Source organism: Amycolatopsis sp. NPDC049159, assembly GCF_040648295.1.
In the GTDB taxonomy this organism is placed as follows: Bacteria; Actinomycetota; Actinomycetes; order Mycobacteriales; family Pseudonocardiaceae; genus Amycolatopsis; species Amycolatopsis pretoriensis_A.
The window spans coordinates 109,692-124,568 of sequence record NZ_JBEZDL010000016.1 but is presented as its reverse complement, the minus strand read 5'-3'; the positions used below and the strand labels follow the sequence as shown (position 1 = coordinate 124,568).

Sequence of the window (14,877 nt, the reverse complement as noted above, 5' to 3'; positions counted from 1 at the left end):
CGATGAGCTGGGACGTGCAGATCGACGAACAGACCTGCATCGGGTCGGGCATGTGCGCCGCCCTGATGCCGGAGGTGTTCGCGCTCGAAGGGGCTGTCGCGCACACGCTGACGTCGTCGGTCGACGGCGACGAAACGGTGCTCGACGCGGCGGACTCATGCCCGGCGATGGCCATCACGGTGACCGACGGCGGCCGCGAGATCGGCCCGCGGCCCTAGGGCCGGCCGGCGAGGTCTCCGGTGGGTGGCTCGACGACCCGGCGGAGACCTCGCGGCACTCGCCGGCCTAACCCGCCAACCGGGACCAGAACGCGGCCAGGGCGCGCGCCACCGGGTGCGGGTCGGTCACCGGCCACCAGTGCCCGGTGCCGGGGAGTTCGGCGATCTCGGCGCCGGCGGCCTCGCCCGCGGCCCGGTGCTGCGCGGGCGTTCCGCTGGCCTGGTCGACGTCCTCGAGGGCGATCAAGGCCAGGCCGGGCCGCTGCCGCGCCTTCGGTAGGCCGCGCCCCGCGTCGGCCATCACCGGCTGGGCGGCCGACCGCAGGAGCGAGAGCACCGCCCGCCCCATGCCGTCGTCCATCCCGGCGGCCACGCGTTCCGCGTACGGGCCGGTCATCCCGAGCGCGGTGACGACCGCCAGCCGCTGCTCGAACGTGCCTCCGAAGATCTCTTTCACCGAGGTCTCGCCGGCTCCTTCCTGCTGCCACACCTGGGCCCGCGGGTGCCAGACGTAGCCCGGGTCGAAGAGGCCGAGCGCGTCCGATGCCCAGCTGCGGATCAGGTCCGGCCGGGTCATCGCGATTCCGGCGACGTGCGCGCCGCCCCAATCGTGGCCGACGAGATCGACGGGCTCCCGGAACTGCTCCAGCCGGGCGGCCAGCCATTCGCGGTAGCCCTCGACGGTGGCGGAGAAGCCGTCCGGCGCGGGCACCCCGAAGCCGGGCGGGGACAGTGTCACCGCGTCGTCCCGGCCGAGTGCGGCGATCAGCGGTCCCCACACGCCGGAGTTCTCCGGATTTCCGTGCACGAGCACCAGGGGAACAGTCATCTCTCCACTCCTCACTTGCGTGCATGTCTGCAAGTAAGTGTAGCAGCGGCCGGTGGGGCGAGCGCGGCTGGAAGTTACGGCGCGACGGCGAAGGCCGCGCGTACCGAGCGCGTCGCCTCCCGGATGAGAGCGGGGACGTTGCGCACCGGGGGCCGGGCGATGAGCTGCAGCCCGGTCCCGCGGACCAGCGCGACGACCAGTACGGCGGCGGCAGCCGGGTTCGCGTCGGGCCGGACGGACCCGTCGGCGACGCCCTGGCGGACCACGTCCGCCAGGAGCTGCCGGAAGTCGCTGTCCCGGCGGGCGAACAGCGGGGCCAGCACGGGGTCGGCCGCGATCGCCTCGCCCCACAGCTGCAGGAACGCGCGCGCCGACGGCGTCCGCCGCACGACGTTGCGCAGGTACGCCTCGACGATCCGCGCCAAGTGGTCCAGGCCGTCCCCCCGGTAGTCGGGGACGTCGAACCGCTGCGTCTCGTCGAGCAAGGCTTCCAGCAGCCGTTCCCGGCTGCCGAAGTGGTGGTAGACGATGCCGCGGCTGTAGCCGGCGGCTTCCCCGACCTCGGCGAGCGTGACGGCGCGGGACCCGCTGCGCGCGATGAGCGCCATCGCCGCGTCCAGCACGCGCCGCTCGGTCTCGGCGCGTCGTTGCTCCTGCGTTCGCCTGGTCGGCCGCTCGGTCATGCGTCGTGCTCCCTGACTGACGTCGTGATCGACGAAGTGTGCCACGGTCCGCCGGGACGCGACCTAGGGTGCCAGGCGCCCCCGCTCGGTCACCACGGCCGTGATCAGGTCGAACGGGGTGACGTCGAAGGCGGGGTTGAACACCTCGGTGCCCGGTGGCGTGACCGGGGTTCCGGCGTATTCGGTGAGTTCGCGGGCATCGCGTTCTTCGATCGCGATGCCCGCGCCGTCCGCCAGCTGCTCGTCCACAGTGGACGAAGGCGCGACCACGACGAACGGGACGCCGTGGTGCCGGGCGGCGATCGCCAGGCCGTAGGTGCCGATCTTGTTGGCGACGTCGCCGTTCGTCGCGATCCGGTCGGCGCCGACCAGTACGCAGTCGACCATCCCGCGCGCCATGGCGGCCGCGGCCGCCGAGTCGGGCTGGACGCGGTGGGGGACGCCGGCCTGCGCCAGCTCCCACGCCGTCAGCCGGGCGCCTTGGAGCAGCGGACGCGTCTCGTCGACCAGGACCTCTTCGACGAGCCCGCGTTCGTGCAGGTGCCAGACGACGCCGAGCGCGCTGCCCCAGCCGACGGTCGCGAGGCGCCCCGCGTTGCAGTGGCTCAGCAGCCGCAACGGCCGGCGCGGGCACTCCGCGAGCACGATCTCGGCGGCGTGCGCGGAAGCCGTCTTGTTGAGCTCTTCGTCCTCGGTCAGCAGGGCCAGCGCCTCGGCGAGGACGGCGTCCGCGCCCTGGTCGAGCTTGGCGAGCGCCCGCCGGACGCCCCAGGCGAGGTTGACCGCGGTCGGGCGCGCGTGCGCGATCAGCTCGGCGTCCGCCTCGACGTCACCACCCAGCCGGGCGGCCAGCGCGACCCCGAGTGCCCCGGCGGCGCCGAGCGCGGGCGCCCCGCGGACGGCGAGCCGCTTGACGGCGTCGACGAGTTCACCGACCGTCCGCAGCTCGAGCAGCCGGTAGTCCCCGGGCAGCGCCGTCTGGTCGATGATGACGACGGCGCCGTCGGCCCAGTCGATCGTCCTGCGCACGAGACCCTCCCGCGAAATCCGGTTGCCGCACTGGTGAAGATGCGGTGGTGACCATTGAACGGCAGAACCCGCCCGGCCTGCACACGCCGCCGGGCTACCACCACGTGACGGTGACCACGGCGACGCGCACGGTCCACCTGGCCGGCCAGTGCCCGCTCACCGCCGACGGCTCGGTGGTCGAGGGCGGCGTGCTCGCCCAGACCGACCAGGTGGCCGCCAACACGGCGGCCGCGCTGGCGTTCGCCGGCGCCGGACCGGCCGACGTGGTCCGCACGGTGATCTACGTGGTGACCACCGACCGCGAGACGCTCTCGGCGGTGTGGGCGCGGCTGACGGCGTCCTCGATCGGCGAGGCGTTCAGCTCGGCGAGCACCTTGCTGGGTGTCGCCCAGCTGGGGTTCCCGGGCCAGCTGGTGGAACTGGACGTGACGGCCGCGCTCGCGTGAAAGTGGTCAGAGTCCGGCCATCAGGTCCGTTTCCGTGATCCCCGGCCCCTGCCCCCACCGGATGAACCACTCCGTGCCGAAGGCGAACGCGAAGGCGTCGTCCGGCATCGCCAGCATGAACATCTCCTCGCTGATCTGACTGGGGTGCGCCCGCATCGCCGCCCGCTTGACCGACGAGTACTTCGCCACGTCGACCGCCGCCGTGATTTCCGCTTCCGGTTTGCCGAACTCGACGTTCTCCGGCGGTTTCGGGGCCGCCTCCGGCGGCATCAGGCCCTGCTCGACCGCCGCTTCGAAGCCGCGTTGCATGAATTCGCGGTTGAACGTCGCCTGGAAGACGCGGCCGGTGCCGGCCAGCTCGGCCGCGCGCATGCCGACGCGGTGGACCTGGATGTGGTCCGGGTGGCCGTAATCGCCGTTGTCGTCGTAGACCGTCAGGACGTCGGCCGATTCCTCGCGCAGGATCGCCGCGAGCTGCTCGGCCGCCTTTTCGACGTCGGCACGCCAGAAGCACGACGGGTCGTCGTTCGTCGGTTCGCCCATCATCCCGGAGTCGCGGTAGCCCAGGAACTCGACGCGTTCGACGCCGAGGATCGCCGCGGCCGCGTGCGCCTCCTGGACCCGCCGGTCCTCGAGTTTTTCGCCCTCGGCGAGGAAGCCGTCGGGGACCTCGCCGACTTCGCCCTTGGTGGCGACGACGAGCACGACCCGGTGCCCGTCCTCGACGGCTTTGCGCATGACGCCCGCGGTGCGGAGGCACTCGTCGTCCGGGTGGGCGTGGAAGGTGACCAGTGTTGCCATGACTGCGACGCTACCGAAAGGGTCCGACAAATTCCGCTCGCCGCCGTGCGCCGGTTTTTGTCGGTGGGTGCCGCTAGCGTCCGTGCCCGTGACCGACGACGAGAAGAGCACGCTGCTGGCGTTCCTGCGGGCGCAGCGCGAAAGCGTTCTGGCGATCCTCGACGGGCTCGGGGAGGAGGAGCTGACGAGGCCGGTCCTGCCGTCCGGCTGGACGTCGCTCGGCATGGTGGAGCACCTGGGGTACGCCGAGCGGCACTGGTTCCAGGAGATCGTCACCGGCTCGGCGGATCCCCTGCCCTGGCCGGACGACCACCGGCCGCTGACCACGCCACGGCGTCCGGAGGCCGTTTTCGCGTTCTACCGCGAGCAGTGCCGCCGGTCCGACGAGGTGTTCGCGGCGACGCCGTTGCCGACGCCGCCGCGGGCGCGCCACCCGGGTTCGCTCGGCGAGGAGATCACCGACCTGCGCGGGGTGGTGCTCCACGTCATCGAGGAGACGGCGCGGCACGCGGGCCACCTCGACGCGGCGCGCGAGCTGCTCGACGGCCGCACCGGGCTGGGGCCGCGTTAGCCGGCCTGTTCCTTCGAACACCACCAGGTCGAGCGGCCGCCGACGGTGCCGTGCGCCATTTCGGCACCGCACCGCGGGCAGTGGTCGCCGGCCCGGCGGTGGCCGATGATCTCGCCGGTGTGCACGCCACCGTGCTTGATCGCGGCGCGCAACGCCTTCCGCAGCGCCTTGTGGAGGCCGGTGAGCTCGTCGTCGTCCAGGTCGTTGACCGGTCGTGCCGGGCTCAGCGCGGCTTGCCAGAGGGTCTCGTCGGCCAGCAGGTTCCCGATCCCGGCGACGACGGACTGGTCCAGCAGCCGGGCCTTGAGCGGCGCCCGCCCCCGCCCGACGCGCTCCCGGAAGTCCGGGCGCGAGATCTCCCCGGCGTCCGGCCCGAGCGCGTCGAGATCGGGATCGAGCCGCACCCGGCTGAGCCGCCGGGTGTCGAAGAGCCGCAGCTGTTCGCCGTCGGCGAAGGTGATCGCGAACCGGAACCACTCGGGCTTCTCGTCGCGATCACGCCGCCGCCGGGGCGGCCCGCTCTCGTCGCCGAACCGCAGCTGCCCGGCCATCCCGAGGTGCAGGCCGAGCGTGGGGCCGGGTTTCCCGCGGCTGTTTTCGGTTTCACACCACAGGGTTTTTCCCCGCCGGTGCGCTTCGGTGAGCTTGCCGCCCCGCAGCGCGCTCCGGATGTCCCCGGGCGTGTGCGGACGGCAGACCCAGTCGTCGTGGTCGTCGACCTCCCGGATCTTCCGCCCGAGCGCCCCGGCGAGGACTTGACGGGCGAGTTCCACTTCGGGCAGTTCCGGCATCGCCCCAGTCTGCCGACTGCGGCGGGGGTTCGCAGAAGTCAGGCCGTCCAGACACCGGTGAACAGGGCCATCTCGACGCGATCCGGTTCGTTGCCGTACTCCGGGCGCCGGGCCTGCTCGGCGGCCCAGCGCAGGTAGTCCGACCAGGTGCTGCTCCACCACGCCGTGGTGTACTTCCCGGCCGGGCCCGCTTCCCCGGGCAGGCGCCTCGCCACGACCCGGTCGAGGATCAGCGGCTGGACGCCCCCTTCGCCGCGGCGGTACCCGGCGAAGTAGAGAAGCTTCGTGAAGAACGCCGCCCCGAGGCCGCGGACCTTCGCGGTGGTGCCGAACCGTTCGTAGCTGTCGAGCAGCACGTCCGGGGTGACGTCCGCCCGGAGTCCGGCCAGCGCCGCTTCCAGGCGTTCGGCCGCGCCCGGCTGCTCCAGGACCCGGCTGGTCCGGTGGGGTCCGTAGCCGCGGATCCCGTGGCCCCACGCCAGTACCCCGGCCGTGAACTGCAGGGTCGGAACGTCCAGCGCCCGCCAGCGATCCGCGAGTGCGAACACGTCGGCACGCCGGACCTGGCCGTCGAGCGCGAAGTCTTCCGGCCACGCGCCGGGTGGGAGCCGGGCCGCCCACCGCTGCGGGTCGACCAGGATGGCCTCGGGTTCGCCGGGCAGAGCAACGTGGGGCATGAGCAGGTAGTCGGGTTTCCGGCTCCGCTCATTACACGGTTCAGGACAGCTCGGCCGCGGCGGTCGTCTCCCACGCGAAGCCGTCCGGGTCGGTGAACGCCGCGCCCCCGACCGCGATGCGGTGCGAGCCCGTTCCCTCCGGGGAGACGCCCGCGTCCTTCGCCAGCGCCTTGCGCCGGTACAGCGCCAGCTTGACCGGGCTCTCGCCGGTGTCGAACTCCACGTACACGCGCCCGAAGCTCTTGCCGACCGGGAAGCCGTGGTCGCTGTAGAACTTCTTGCTCGCCGCCACGTCGGCGACGCCCAGCAGGAGCACGACCGGGCCGAACTCGCGGGTGGCCGGGCCCGTGTTCTTCTTCGCCGACGTCGCGATCTTCCAGATCGTCCCGTCCGGGGCCTGTACGACCGAGCCGTAACCCCACATGGACTTCGCGGGCGCCTTGAGCGTCGTCGCGCCGGCCTCGAGGGCCGTGCCGACCAGGGAATCGACGTCCGCGGGCTGGGCGACGACCAGGGAGAGCGTGAAGCCGCGGAAGCCGGTGGACGACTCCTGGCCGGCGCGGAAGCGCAGGGGGAGGGCCGGCCCGAAGGCGGCGGTGTGGAAGCGTTCGGCGGCGGCGGGGTCGGCCACCTCGAGGGTGATGGTGTCGATGTTCGTCATGCCGGTAACGCTAGGTCCGCCCCCGTGACCGGCGCTTCTCGATTCCTGACCGGTCCGCGCTAAACCGTTCGGCCCAGTCGCGCGTGGTCCACCCGACCTGGCACGGCACGGAGAGGACGGCGATGGGGTTCGCGGAACAGCTGGACGAGACGGTCGAACGGATCATCGACGAGGCGATCGAGTTCTTCATGACCTCGCGCGGCTGGCAGCGCAACATCCACGGCAACTACGAGCAGTGGCCGGCCACCAACGGCGCCGAGATCACGCCGCCGGGCCGTCCTTCCCGGACCTCGGGCGGCCAGGTCCTGAGCGGCGGCCTGCCCGGGTACGCCGACGGCCTCGACCACGGCTCCGGCCCGAACGCGGGTTCGCAGGTCTACGGGTACTTCGAGACGACGATCCGGGACCTGTTCCGCCCGTGGCGGTCCATCCCGGACCCGGCGGACTTCGACGCCTACCTCGATCAGGTCCGCGACGCCGCCTGGTACGTGTCGCTGACGAGCGCCGCCGACCGGGTCAGCTCGGTCGGCAACGCCGCGCTCGACACCGTCGGCTACCTGCAGGAGAAGATCGGCGGCGAAAACATGCGCGGCGCCACGATCTTCGCGTTCGACCAGAACTTCTGCACCCCGCTGCCGACGGTGCTCCACGGCCAGTACGCCGTCGCGCTGCTGGCCGGCGTGACGTTGTGCGGCGAGAAGGAGATCTGGGCGAAGGCGCGCGAGGACGTCCACGCCATCGCCGACAAGATGCACGCGGCCATGAAGGACCGCGGCTCGGCCGTCGCCGACCTCGGCACGATCACGGCGTTGTTCGCCCTCGCGGCGGCGTTCCCGACCCCGGCACAGCCGATCCTGGCCGGCGTCGGCGCGGCGCTCCCGGCGCTGGAAACGCTGCTCCACGCGGGCGACGAGCCGAACAAGCAGCCGGTCGAGTTCGCCGGCGGCACCCCGGAGAAGGTGATCGCGAGCGCGGGGGAAGCGTTGAAGACGCTCGCGCGCACGATCCGCGGCTGCGAGGACGACATCAAGGGCAAGATCAAGGACGGCATGGACACCGTCACGCGGCGGTCGAAGTCGTTCGCGATGCCGAAGCCGGCTCTGCTCGAAGCGGTCGACGTCAGCGGGATCAAGGTCGACCTGGAGGTGCTGCACTTCCTCGCCACCGACACGCTGCCGCAGATCGAAAAGCAGATCAACGAGGGCGCGGACCTCGTCTACTGGGGTTCGATGTGCGGCGCGGCCTGGTACCGGCCGAGCGACCTCGGCGTCTCCGACACGACGGACGGCCCGTTCCCGGCGTGGCAGGAACTGGCGGCGCTGGCCGGCAACCTGATGTCCGACCTCGCCTGGGAGGTCAAGGAGAGCGCGGCCCACCTGCAGATCGCGGCCGACCGCCACGGCCGCACGGAGGCCGAGATCACGGAGTCCCTGCGCCGCCACGCCAAGAAGCTCGAAGGCTTCGCCGGCCACGACCCGATCGGCACGGCGACGAGGTGGCTGAACGAGCACCCGTGATAAACCGTTGGACGGCTTCGCCAGGGGTTTGGTAGCTTGCCGTCGAACCGTGATCTTGCCCGAGGAGGTGGTACCCGTGAACGTTGGATCGTCGTGGGTGCTCCCCTCGTTGTCACGGTCTGGCGGCTGACGCAGGAGCCGCCGGGAGCGCTGTGAGTAAGCACTCCCGAAAGGCTTTTCCATGGATTCTCCGCATTCCGAGCCCGCTGCGGTCATCACGCGGGTGGCGGAACACCACTGGCACGCACTGTCTGCCGACCGCGTGGTCGGCCGGGCCGAAGCGTCCCGGCGCCCCGACGGGCGCCTGTTCCTGAGCATCGACACGTGGCACACCGACGACTTCGCGCGGCTCGCGTCGGCGATGCTGCCGGCGTTGCCCCGTCCGCTGTACACTGTGGTCGACGAGGCCGACGACGGGTTGAAGTCCTGCTGGGAGCGCGCCGGTTTCAAGACCCGGCGGCGTGAGTTCGAGTACGTCGTGGCCACTGCCCCGGCGACTGTTCCGCCTGGGGTGACGATCGGGCCCGCGGCGGACCAGGATCTGCTGCGTTCTCTCGACGACGTCGTCCGCGCCGAGGTCGAGGCTTCGGCAGGGTGGTCTTCCATGCCCGCCGAGGTGTTGCCGCGTCCCGCTGTCCTGGACTTGGCGAAGTACGTGGTGGCTTCGGAAGCCGGGCACTACGTAGGCTTGGTCCGGTTGGGCCCGGTGCGGCGTCAGACCCGGATCGGGTTGATCGCGGTCCGTGCCGATCATCAGCGTCGGGGGATCGGACGCTCCTTGCTGACCCATGTGCTGGATTCCTTGCACCGCCGGGGAATCGAGTCCGTTTCGTTCGAAGTCGACGAGGGCAATGCGACGGCGATCGCGTTGGTCCAGGGCTTCGGGGCGCGCCGGATGGGCAGCACCGTCGAGCTGGTGGTGCGCTGATGGGCGGCAAGGGAGGGATCGAAGTCGAGGGCACGGTGCTGGAGTGCCTTCGTGACGCGACTTTCCGCGTGGAGCTGGAGAACGGGCACAAGGTGCTCGCGCACATCAGCGGGAAGATCCGGAAGAACTACATCAAGATCCTGCCGTTCGACCGGGTGCTGGTGGAGCTGAGCCCGTACGACCTGAACCGCGGGCGGATCCTGTTCAGGTACCGGAACTAGTCCCTGCGGTCGTCGCCGGGGCCCGCGCCCCGGCGACGACCCCCGTCCCGCGGAGATAACAGTTGACCACCGGCCTGTAGCGGATCGGGGCACTCGCACGACACCAGCCAGCACAGGCCACGGGCGAAGGGCGGGCGCAGTGAGCATCGACGACTGGTACCTCTCCAGCACGCAACGGCGTGGCGCGAACCCGAACTTCGGGCCCGACGACGACGTGCCTGATCCGTTCGTCCTCGGTGAGGCGCCGCAGCGGGAGTGGACGGTCCGCGGTTCCCGGCGGAAGGCGCGCCCGGCCCGGCCGGTCGCCGAGGTGAGTCAAGCGTCGAAGGCGAAGAACCAGGCCGGGCGGCCGGCCCGGAGCAGCTCGGGACACCGGCGGCGAGCCCCCGCGGCGAAGGAGCCGTGGCGCACGTTCGCCGCCCGGTGGCTGCGGACCCACCCGAACGCGAGCAACCGCCATTGGCGGGAAGCGGTCGAGGAGGCGGGCTACGTCGGCGTCACGGCCGCGGCGATCTCCGCACTGCGGAAGGAGATCAAGCCGGTCCGCGGCAAGCCGCGTCGTCAGCCGGTGGCCCGGCCGGCGCCGAGCCCGGCGCCGGCCGTCAAGATCGACTACTGCGACGGGTGCGGGATCGCCGTCGGGGACAACGGTCTTTGCCGCTGCTGACGGCCGTCAGTACTCCTTCTTGATCACGAAGTACGATCCGCGGATCGTTCCCGCCAGCTTGGACTTCTGGCGGGCGAACTTGAACGCCGCGAGCTCCGCCGGCACCTCCATCCCCTCCGACAGCTTGAAACCCACCGCTCGCTTCCCGCCGTCCTCGAGGGTGTACATCACGTTGATCGACAACCCGCTCTCGTAGAACACGTACGCCATCCGGATGCCCTCGACCTCGAACTCGGTCGCCTCCAGGGCCGGGGACGAGACGACGATCTCGCGCTCCTTCGACAGGATCCGGTGCACCCACTCGACCGTGGACGGCACCTCGCCCGCGGGGGACACCGTGAACACGTGGTCGTACTTGTTCTTGAAGTAGCGGGCCTCGTTCGCGCGCAGGCCGGCGAGGGCGGCCGCGACCGGGGACGACTCCAGGCCGGTGGTCGAGACGGTGGTGAAGTCGACGGCTTCGGGCATGGTGGGCTCCTCCGGGGGCAGCGGCTGGTGACGAAGGTAGTCCACGCGCGAGCCGGCTGTCGTCACCCGGTCCGGCGGTCGGTCACGCCGGCAACGTGCGCCGCAAGAACTGCGTCGTCAGCTCCCACGCCCGGGCCGCCGCCTCGGGGTGGTGGAACATCGGGGCCACGTGGTTGTGGAACGCGTGCCCGGCCTCCTCCTGCACGTGGATCTCCGCGCCCTCGTGCGCGGCCACCGCGGACTCGACGACAGCCACGTCCGTGCGGGGGATGTACGGGTCCTTCCCGCCGAAGTGGAACTGGATCGGGCACGTCACCCGGGGCAGGTCCCCGATCGACGACGCCACCGTCGAGCCGTAGAACGACACCGCCGTGTCCGGGTCGCCTTCGGCCGCCGCCGCGAACGCCAGCGAACCGCCCAGGCAAAAGCCCAGTACGCCGACGCCGCCGGTCACCGCCGGCCGGGAACGGAGGTGGGCCATCGTCTCCAGCACGTCCGCCAGGCCCAGCTCCGGGTCGAACGACGCCGCGACCTCCATCGATGCCGCCACGCCCGCTTCGTCGTGCGTCGACGACCAGCCCGGGGCGAACCGCCGGAACAGTTCCGGGATCGCCACCACGTACCCGGCCGCCGCGAGCTCCGATGCCACCGAGCGCAGGTAGTCGTCCAGGCCGAAGATCTCCTGGACCAGCACCAGGCCCGGGCCGCGGCCGGATGGCGGGTGCCAGATCGGGAGGTCGGTCATCGCAACGCCCTTTCCAGGATGTCGGCGACCAGGGCGGCCTGGTGACCGTCCGGGTCGAGGTCGGGGTCGAACACCGTCAGCTCGAAGCCCGCCGCGCCCGGGCGCGCCAAGAGCTCGCGCAGCACCGAAACCACCGTCGACGGATCGAGACCGTGCGGGTCGGGACTGTCCACTGCGGACACGTGCGCCGGGTCGAGGACGTCGATGTCCACGTGCACCCAGAACCCGTCCAGGTCCGGGAAGGCCGGCGGCACCGGGGTGCCGGCCATGAGCGACTCCGACGTGACGTGCGCGATGCCCGCCGCCTCCAGCCGGGCCGACTCGGCGGACCGGACGCCCAGGACCAGGACGTCCTCGTCGCGGACGTACGGCCGGAGCCCGTCGATGTCGGCCAGGTCGTCGGCGCCGCGGCCGGTCATGATCGCCAGGTCCTCGCCCGCCGCCGCGCCGACGTGCTCGGCCGCGGGCAGGTGGCGGAAGTCGTCGTGGCCGTCGAGGTAGGCGATCCCGTAGCGGCCGCAGCGGCGCAGCGCCAGCATCGCGCCCAGCGAGATCGAGCAGTCGCCGCCCAGGACGACCGGGAAGCCACCGCCGGCGCGCACCGACGCGATCCGGGCCGCGAGTGCCCGTGTGTAGGCCGCGATCGCCGCCGAGTTGCGGACGCCGTCGCCCGGCTGCCAGGTGCCCACGTACCGCCCGGGCGTCACGACCCCGCCGTCCGACGCGCCCAGGCGGCGCAGGATGCCCAGGTCGCGCAGCACGCCGGGGGTCTTGTAGCAGCCGGGCACCGCGCCCTCGGCCGGCGGGCGCAGGCCCAGGTTGGACGGAGCGTCGAGCAGGACCAAGTTCCCCATCCGGTCACCGTACTGGCTCCGCGGCCGGTCGCGACCTAAGTTGGGAGACCGACCTAGGAGGCGCGATGGCCGACCGCACCAAGTACATCCTGGACGAAGAAGATCTCCCGACGCAGTGGTACAACGTCGTTCCCGACCTGCCCGAACCGCCACCGCCGCCGCTGCACCCCGGCACCCGCGAGCCGGTCGGTCCGGCCGATCTGGCGCCGCTCTTCCCGCAGGCGCTCATCGCCCAGGAAGTGACGACCGATCGCTATGTCGACATCCCGGAGGAGGTCCGGGAGGTCTACCGGCTGTGGCGGCCGTCGCCGCTGTTCCGCGCGCGCCGGCTGGAGAAGGCGCTCGGCACCCCGGCGCGGATCTACTACAAGTACGAGGGCGTCAGCCCGGTCGGTTCGCACAAGCCGAACACCGCTGTGCCGCAGGCGTTCTACAACGCGCAGGAGGGCGTCACCCGGCTGACCACCGAGACCGGCGCCGGCCAGTGGGGGAGCGCGCTCGCGTTCGCCTGCGCGCAGTACGGCATCCGGTGCGAGGTGTGGCAGGTCCGGGCCTCCTACGACCAGAAGCCCTACCGCAAGCTGATGATAGAGACGTTCGGCGCGACCGTCCACCCGAGCCCGTCCGAGCTGACCGAGTCCGGCAAGGCCATCCTCGCCGAGCACCCGGACTCGACCGGCAGCCTCGGGATCGCGATCAGCGAGGCCGTCGAGCAGGCCGCGCAGGACCCGGACACGCGGTACGCGCTGGGCAGCGTCCTCAACCACGTGCTGCTGCACCAGACGATCATCGGCGAAGAAGCGCTGAAGCAGTTCGAGCTGGCCGGTGACACCCCCGACGTGCTCGTCGGCTGCACCGGCGGCGGCTCGAACTTCGGCGGGCTCGCCTTCCCGTTCCTGCGCGAGAAGCTGGCCGGCCGGATGGACCCGGTCATCCGCGCGGTCGAGCCGGCCGCGTGCCCGACGCTGACGCGCGGGAAGTACGCCTACGACTTCGGCGACACGGCCGGGCTCACGCCGCTGCTCAAGATGCACACGCTCGGCCACGACTTCATCCCGGACCCGATCCACGCGGGCGGCCTGCGCTACCACGGGATGTCGCCGCTGATCTCGCACATCTACGAGCTGGGTCTGATCGAAGCGCTCGCGATCGGGCAGCAGGAGTGCTTCGCCGCGGGGGTGCAGTTCGCGCGGGCGGAGGGGATCATCCCGGCCCCCGAGCCGACCCACGCGCTCGCGGCGTGCATCCAGGAAGCGTTGCGGTGCAAGGAAACCGGTGAGGAGAAGGTGATCCTCACGGCGCTGTGCGGGCACGCGCACCTCGACCTGCCCGCGTACGGCGCTTACCTGGCCGGGGAGATGGTGGACAACGAGCTCCCGGACTCGGCGCTCGAAGCGTCGCTGGCGACCCTGCCGTAGTCAGCGCGCGTCGGGGATTTCGGGGCGGGTGAGCTCCGTGCGGGCCGTGGCCAGGACCACCCGGTCGCGGCCCGCCGCCTTCGCCTCGAACACCGCGTCGTCCGCGGCCTGCAGGAGGATCGTGTACTCGGCGGCCGTTTCCGGGTAGACCGCCGCACCGATCGACGCGGTCAGGCCGGCGATCACCTCGGGCTTGCCCGGGCGGATCACCGGGACCGCGACCTCGACCCGCGCGATCGCCGTCCGGATGCGGTCGGCGATCGCCACGATCTCCGCGCTCGTCGCGCCCGGGAGCAGCACCACGAACTCGTCGCCGCCGAAGCGGCCCACGTAGTCGCCGCCGCGGACCGAGCCCTGGATCGCCGCCGCGATCGCGCGGAGGACCTCGTCGCCCGCCAGGTGGCCGTTGCCGTCGTCGATGGCCTTGAAGTGGTCGATGTCGATCATCAGGACGCCCGCCGTCGAGGCGAGCTCGGTCGCGCGGGCCAGTTCGTTGCGGGCCAGCTGGACCCAGAACTCGGGGGCCAGCAGCGCCGTCTTGGAGTCGGTGCGCGCGGCGGCCTGGAACTGCGGGAGCAGCAGCCCGATGTGCAGCGCCACCGGCGTCACCATGAGCACCGGCAGCAGCCACGGCCGGACCGTCATCACCAGCGCGATGCCGCAGCCGACGCCGACCGCGGCCAGCACGATCAGCACGTCGGACGGGTTGCCGAACGCCTGCCGCGGCGGCTTGCCCGGGTTGCTCATCAGGATCGCGAGGATGACCAGCACGTAGTTGAGCCCGAAGTACACGAGGCCGGCCGCCAGCAGCGCCGTCATCCCGCCGAAGCCGTCCAGGTGGGGGACGTACGGCGCCACGTACCCGGTTCCCGCCCGGAGAACGGCGCCCGCGGCGAAACAAGCGAGGATGACGGTGGCCCCGGAAAACACTTTCCGGTGAATCACGCCGCGTCGTTTGTAAACGCGGACCCAGGAATGGGCGTAGCTGACGACGATGACGAGTGTGGCCAGTGGCGGGGGCAGCAGGAGCAGCCCGGCGAAGATCCAGATCGACTGCAGGTGCATGTGCGGGCGGCCGTCGGCGGCGAGCTCGCGGATGCGCTCGATGCGTTGCGCCGCTTCGAGGTGCACGATTTCGCCCGCGAGGATCAGTCCACACCAGAGCATCGACTGGGCGGTAATCGGCACGAGCGTGGCCGTCGCGACGACCGCGATCAGCGCCAGCGCGTCGACGACGAGGACATAGCCGAACACCGGAGTGGTCAGCTTCCACATCGCCCACGTACGGATACCTGATCGTGGACGTTCTGAGCTGGGCTTTCGCCCTGGGGACCCGGACAATCCCACGAAACG

19 protein-coding genes are annotated in these 14,877 nt (G+C 71.6%); 8 read left to right on the top strand and 11 right to left on the bottom strand.

The features are described from left to right. Positions 1 to 2 precede the first annotated feature (2 nt). Positions 3 to 218, top strand: coding sequence for a ferredoxin (locus tag AB0B33_RS28195; protein WP_360777166.1), 216 nt, complete (start codon positions 3 to 5; stop codon positions 216 to 218). A gap of 67 nt (positions 219 to 285) precedes the next feature. Here AB0B33_RS28195 and AB0B33_RS28190 read toward each other — a convergent pair whose 3' ends face one another. The 3 genes from AB0B33_RS28190 to mtnA form a co-directional block, all read right to left on the bottom strand. Further along, positions 286 to 1,047 carry an alpha/beta hydrolase gene (locus tag AB0B33_RS28190; protein WP_360777164.1) on the bottom strand — a complete coding sequence of 254 codons (762 nt, stop codon included), beginning with the start codon at positions 1,045 to 1,047 and terminating at the stop codon, positions 286 to 288. A gap of 74 nt (positions 1,048 to 1,121) precedes the next feature. Further along, complete coding sequence (locus AB0B33_RS28185) at positions 1,122 to 1,730, bottom strand: TetR family transcriptional regulator (RefSeq protein WP_360777162.1); 609 nt, start codon at positions 1,728 to 1,730, stop codon at positions 1,122 to 1,124. A 63-nt stretch (positions 1,731 to 1,793) separates the two neighbouring features. Beyond that, positions 1,794 to 2,759: an S-methyl-5-thioribose-1-phosphate isomerase gene (gene mtnA, locus AB0B33_RS28180; protein WP_247019999.1), complete on the bottom strand. Its 966-nt coding sequence runs from the start codon at positions 2,757 to 2,759 to the stop codon at positions 1,794 to 1,796. A 47-nt stretch (positions 2,760 to 2,806) separates the two neighbouring features. On the opposite strand from mtnA, the gene AB0B33_RS28175 reads away from it, so the two are divergent. Continuing rightward, positions 2,807 to 3,205, top strand: coding sequence for a RidA family protein (locus tag AB0B33_RS28175; RefSeq protein ID WP_360777159.1), 399 nt, complete (start codon positions 2,807 to 2,809; stop codon positions 3,203 to 3,205). Positions 3,206 to 3,211: 6 nt separating this feature from the next. On the opposite strand, the gene AB0B33_RS28170 is transcribed toward AB0B33_RS28175, so the two are convergent. Beyond that, on the bottom strand, positions 3,212 to 4,006 hold the full coding sequence (locus AB0B33_RS28170) for a PIG-L family deacetylase (protein WP_247020003.1): 795 nt from the start codon (positions 4,004 to 4,006) through the stop codon (positions 3,212 to 3,214). A gap of 88 nt (positions 4,007 to 4,094) precedes the next feature. Between AB0B33_RS28170 and AB0B33_RS28165 the strand changes: the two genes are divergently transcribed. Next, on the top strand, positions 4,095 to 4,577 hold the full coding sequence (locus tag AB0B33_RS28165; protein WP_360777157.1) for a DinB family protein: 483 nt from the start codon (positions 4,095 to 4,097) through the stop codon (positions 4,575 to 4,577). On the opposite strand, the gene AB0B33_RS28160 is transcribed toward AB0B33_RS28165, so the two are convergent. Genes AB0B33_RS28160 through AB0B33_RS28150 form a run of 3 tightly spaced genes read right to left on the bottom strand, consistent with a single transcriptional unit; the run spans position 4,574 to position 6,706 of the window. Further along, positions 4,574 to 5,368: a DNA-formamidopyrimidine glycosylase family protein gene (locus tag AB0B33_RS28160; protein ID WP_360777155.1), complete on the bottom strand. Its 795-nt coding sequence runs from the start codon at positions 5,366 to 5,368 to the stop codon at positions 4,574 to 4,576. The two genes, AB0B33_RS28165 and AB0B33_RS28160, sit on opposite strands and share 4 nt — an antisense overlap. A gap of 38 nt (positions 5,369 to 5,406) precedes the next feature. Next, entirely contained in the window at positions 5,407 to 6,045 is a 639-nt protein-coding gene (locus AB0B33_RS28155) for a hypothetical protein (RefSeq protein ID WP_360777153.1), read from the bottom strand. Positions 6,046 to 6,085: 40 nt separating this feature from the next. After that, positions 6,086 to 6,706: a glyoxalase gene (locus AB0B33_RS28150; protein ID WP_360777151.1), complete on the bottom strand. Its 621-nt coding sequence runs from the start codon at positions 6,704 to 6,706 to the stop codon at positions 6,086 to 6,088. Positions 6,707 to 6,828: 122 nt separating this feature from the next. Here AB0B33_RS28150 and AB0B33_RS28145 point away from each other — a divergent pair, with 122 nt between their 5' ends. The 4 genes from AB0B33_RS28145 (at position 6,829) to AB0B33_RS28130 (ending at position 10,039) form a co-directional block, all read left to right on the top strand. Then, positions 6,829 to 8,223 (top strand): hypothetical protein, encoded by a 1,395-nt coding sequence (locus tag AB0B33_RS28145; protein ID WP_360777149.1) that lies wholly within the window; start codon positions 6,829 to 6,831, stop codon positions 8,221 to 8,223. A 181-nt stretch (positions 8,224 to 8,404) separates the two neighbouring features. After that, a complete protein-coding gene (locus AB0B33_RS28140) occupies positions 8,405 to 9,151 on the top strand; it encodes a GNAT family N-acetyltransferase (RefSeq protein ID WP_360777147.1) in 747 nt (248 codons plus the stop codon). After that, entirely contained in the window at positions 9,151 to 9,372 is a 222-nt protein-coding gene (gene infA, locus AB0B33_RS28135) for a translation initiation factor IF-1 (protein WP_086862560.1), read from the top strand. The genes AB0B33_RS28140 and infA overlap by 1 nt, the downstream gene beginning before the upstream one ends. A gap of 139 nt (positions 9,373 to 9,511) precedes the next feature. Continuing rightward, on the top strand, positions 9,512 to 10,039 hold the full coding sequence (locus tag AB0B33_RS28130) for a hypothetical protein (protein ID WP_360777145.1): 528 nt from the start codon (positions 9,512 to 9,514) through the stop codon (positions 10,037 to 10,039). Between the two features lie 6 nt (positions 10,040 to 10,045). On the opposite strand, the gene AB0B33_RS28125 is transcribed toward AB0B33_RS28130, so the two are convergent. The 3 genes from AB0B33_RS28125 to AB0B33_RS28115 form a co-directional block, all read right to left on the bottom strand. Beyond that, complete coding sequence (locus tag AB0B33_RS28125; RefSeq protein ID WP_360777143.1) at positions 10,046 to 10,507, bottom strand: phage tail protein; 462 nt, start codon at positions 10,505 to 10,507, stop codon at positions 10,046 to 10,048. An 82-nt stretch (positions 10,508 to 10,589) separates the two neighbouring features. After that, positions 10,590 to 11,252 carry a dienelactone hydrolase family protein gene (locus AB0B33_RS28120; RefSeq protein ID WP_360777141.1) on the bottom strand — a complete coding sequence of 221 codons (663 nt, stop codon included), beginning with the start codon at positions 11,250 to 11,252 and terminating at the stop codon, positions 10,590 to 10,592. Continuing rightward, positions 11,249 to 12,106 (bottom strand): arginase family protein, encoded by an 858-nt coding sequence (locus AB0B33_RS28115; protein ID WP_360777139.1) that lies wholly within the window; start codon positions 12,104 to 12,106, stop codon positions 11,249 to 11,251. Before AB0B33_RS28115 ends, AB0B33_RS28120 begins: the two co-directional genes overlap by 4 nt. Positions 12,107 to 12,171: 65 nt before the next feature. Between AB0B33_RS28115 and AB0B33_RS28110 the strand changes: the two genes are divergently transcribed. Then, positions 12,172 to 13,524 (top strand): TrpB-like pyridoxal phosphate-dependent enzyme, encoded by a 1,353-nt coding sequence (locus AB0B33_RS28110; protein ID WP_360777137.1) that lies wholly within the window; start codon positions 12,172 to 12,174, stop codon positions 13,522 to 13,524. On the opposite strand, the gene AB0B33_RS28105 is transcribed toward AB0B33_RS28110, so the two are convergent. Next, positions 13,525 to 14,799, bottom strand: coding sequence for a diguanylate cyclase (locus tag AB0B33_RS28105; RefSeq protein WP_360777136.1), 1,275 nt, complete (start codon positions 14,797 to 14,799; stop codon positions 13,525 to 13,527). Positions 14,800 to 14,877 lie beyond the last annotated feature (78 nt).

Coding starts and splice junctions, on each gene's coding strand:
- AB0B33_RS28195 (WP_360777166.1), top strand. CDS start 3: ATGAGCTGGGACGTGCAGATCGACGAACAGACCTGCATCGGGTCGGGC.
- AB0B33_RS28190 (WP_360777164.1), bottom strand. CDS start 1,047: ATGACTGTTCCCCTGGTGCTCGTGCACGGAAATCCGGAGAACTCCGGC.
- AB0B33_RS28185 (WP_360777162.1), bottom strand. CDS start 1,730: ATGACCGAGCGGCCGACCAGGCGAACGCAGGAGCAACGACGCGCCGAG.
- AB0B33_RS28170 (WP_247020003.1), bottom strand. CDS start 4,006: ATGGCAACACTGGTCACCTTCCACGCCCACCCGGACGACGAGTGCCTC.
- AB0B33_RS28160 (WP_360777155.1), bottom strand. CDS start 5,368: ATGCCGGAACTGCCCGAAGTGGAACTCGCCCGTCAAGTCCTCGCCGGG.
- AB0B33_RS28155 (WP_360777153.1), bottom strand. CDS start 6,045: ATGCCCCACGTTGCTCTGCCCGGCGAACCCGAGGCCATCCTGGTCGAC.
- AB0B33_RS28150 (WP_360777151.1), bottom strand. CDS start 6,706: ATGACGAACATCGACACCATCACCCTCGAGGTGGCCGACCCCGCCGCC.
- AB0B33_RS28145 (WP_360777149.1), top strand. CDS start 6,829: ATGGGGTTCGCGGAACAGCTGGACGAGACGGTCGAACGGATCATCGAC.
- AB0B33_RS28140 (WP_360777147.1), top strand. CDS start 8,405: ATGGATTCTCCGCATTCCGAGCCCGCTGCGGTCATCACGCGGGTGGCG.
- infA (WP_086862560.1), top strand. CDS start 9,151: ATGGGCGGCAAGGGAGGGATCGAAGTCGAGGGCACGGTGCTGGAGTGC.
- AB0B33_RS28125 (WP_360777143.1), bottom strand. CDS start 10,507: ATGCCCGAAGCCGTCGACTTCACCACCGTCTCGACCACCGGCCTGGAG.
- AB0B33_RS28120 (WP_360777141.1), bottom strand. CDS start 11,252: ATGACCGACCTCCCGATCTGGCACCCGCCATCCGGCCGCGGCCCGGGC.
- AB0B33_RS28115 (WP_360777139.1), bottom strand. CDS start 12,106: ATGGGGAACTTGGTCCTGCTCGACGCTCCGTCCAACCTGGGCCTGCGC.
- AB0B33_RS28110 (WP_360777137.1), top strand. CDS start 12,172: ATGGCCGACCGCACCAAGTACATCCTGGACGAAGAAGATCTCCCGACG.
- AB0B33_RS28105 (WP_360777136.1), bottom strand. CDS start 14,799: ATGTGGAAGCTGACCACTCCGGTGTTCGGCTATGTCCTCGTCGTCGAC.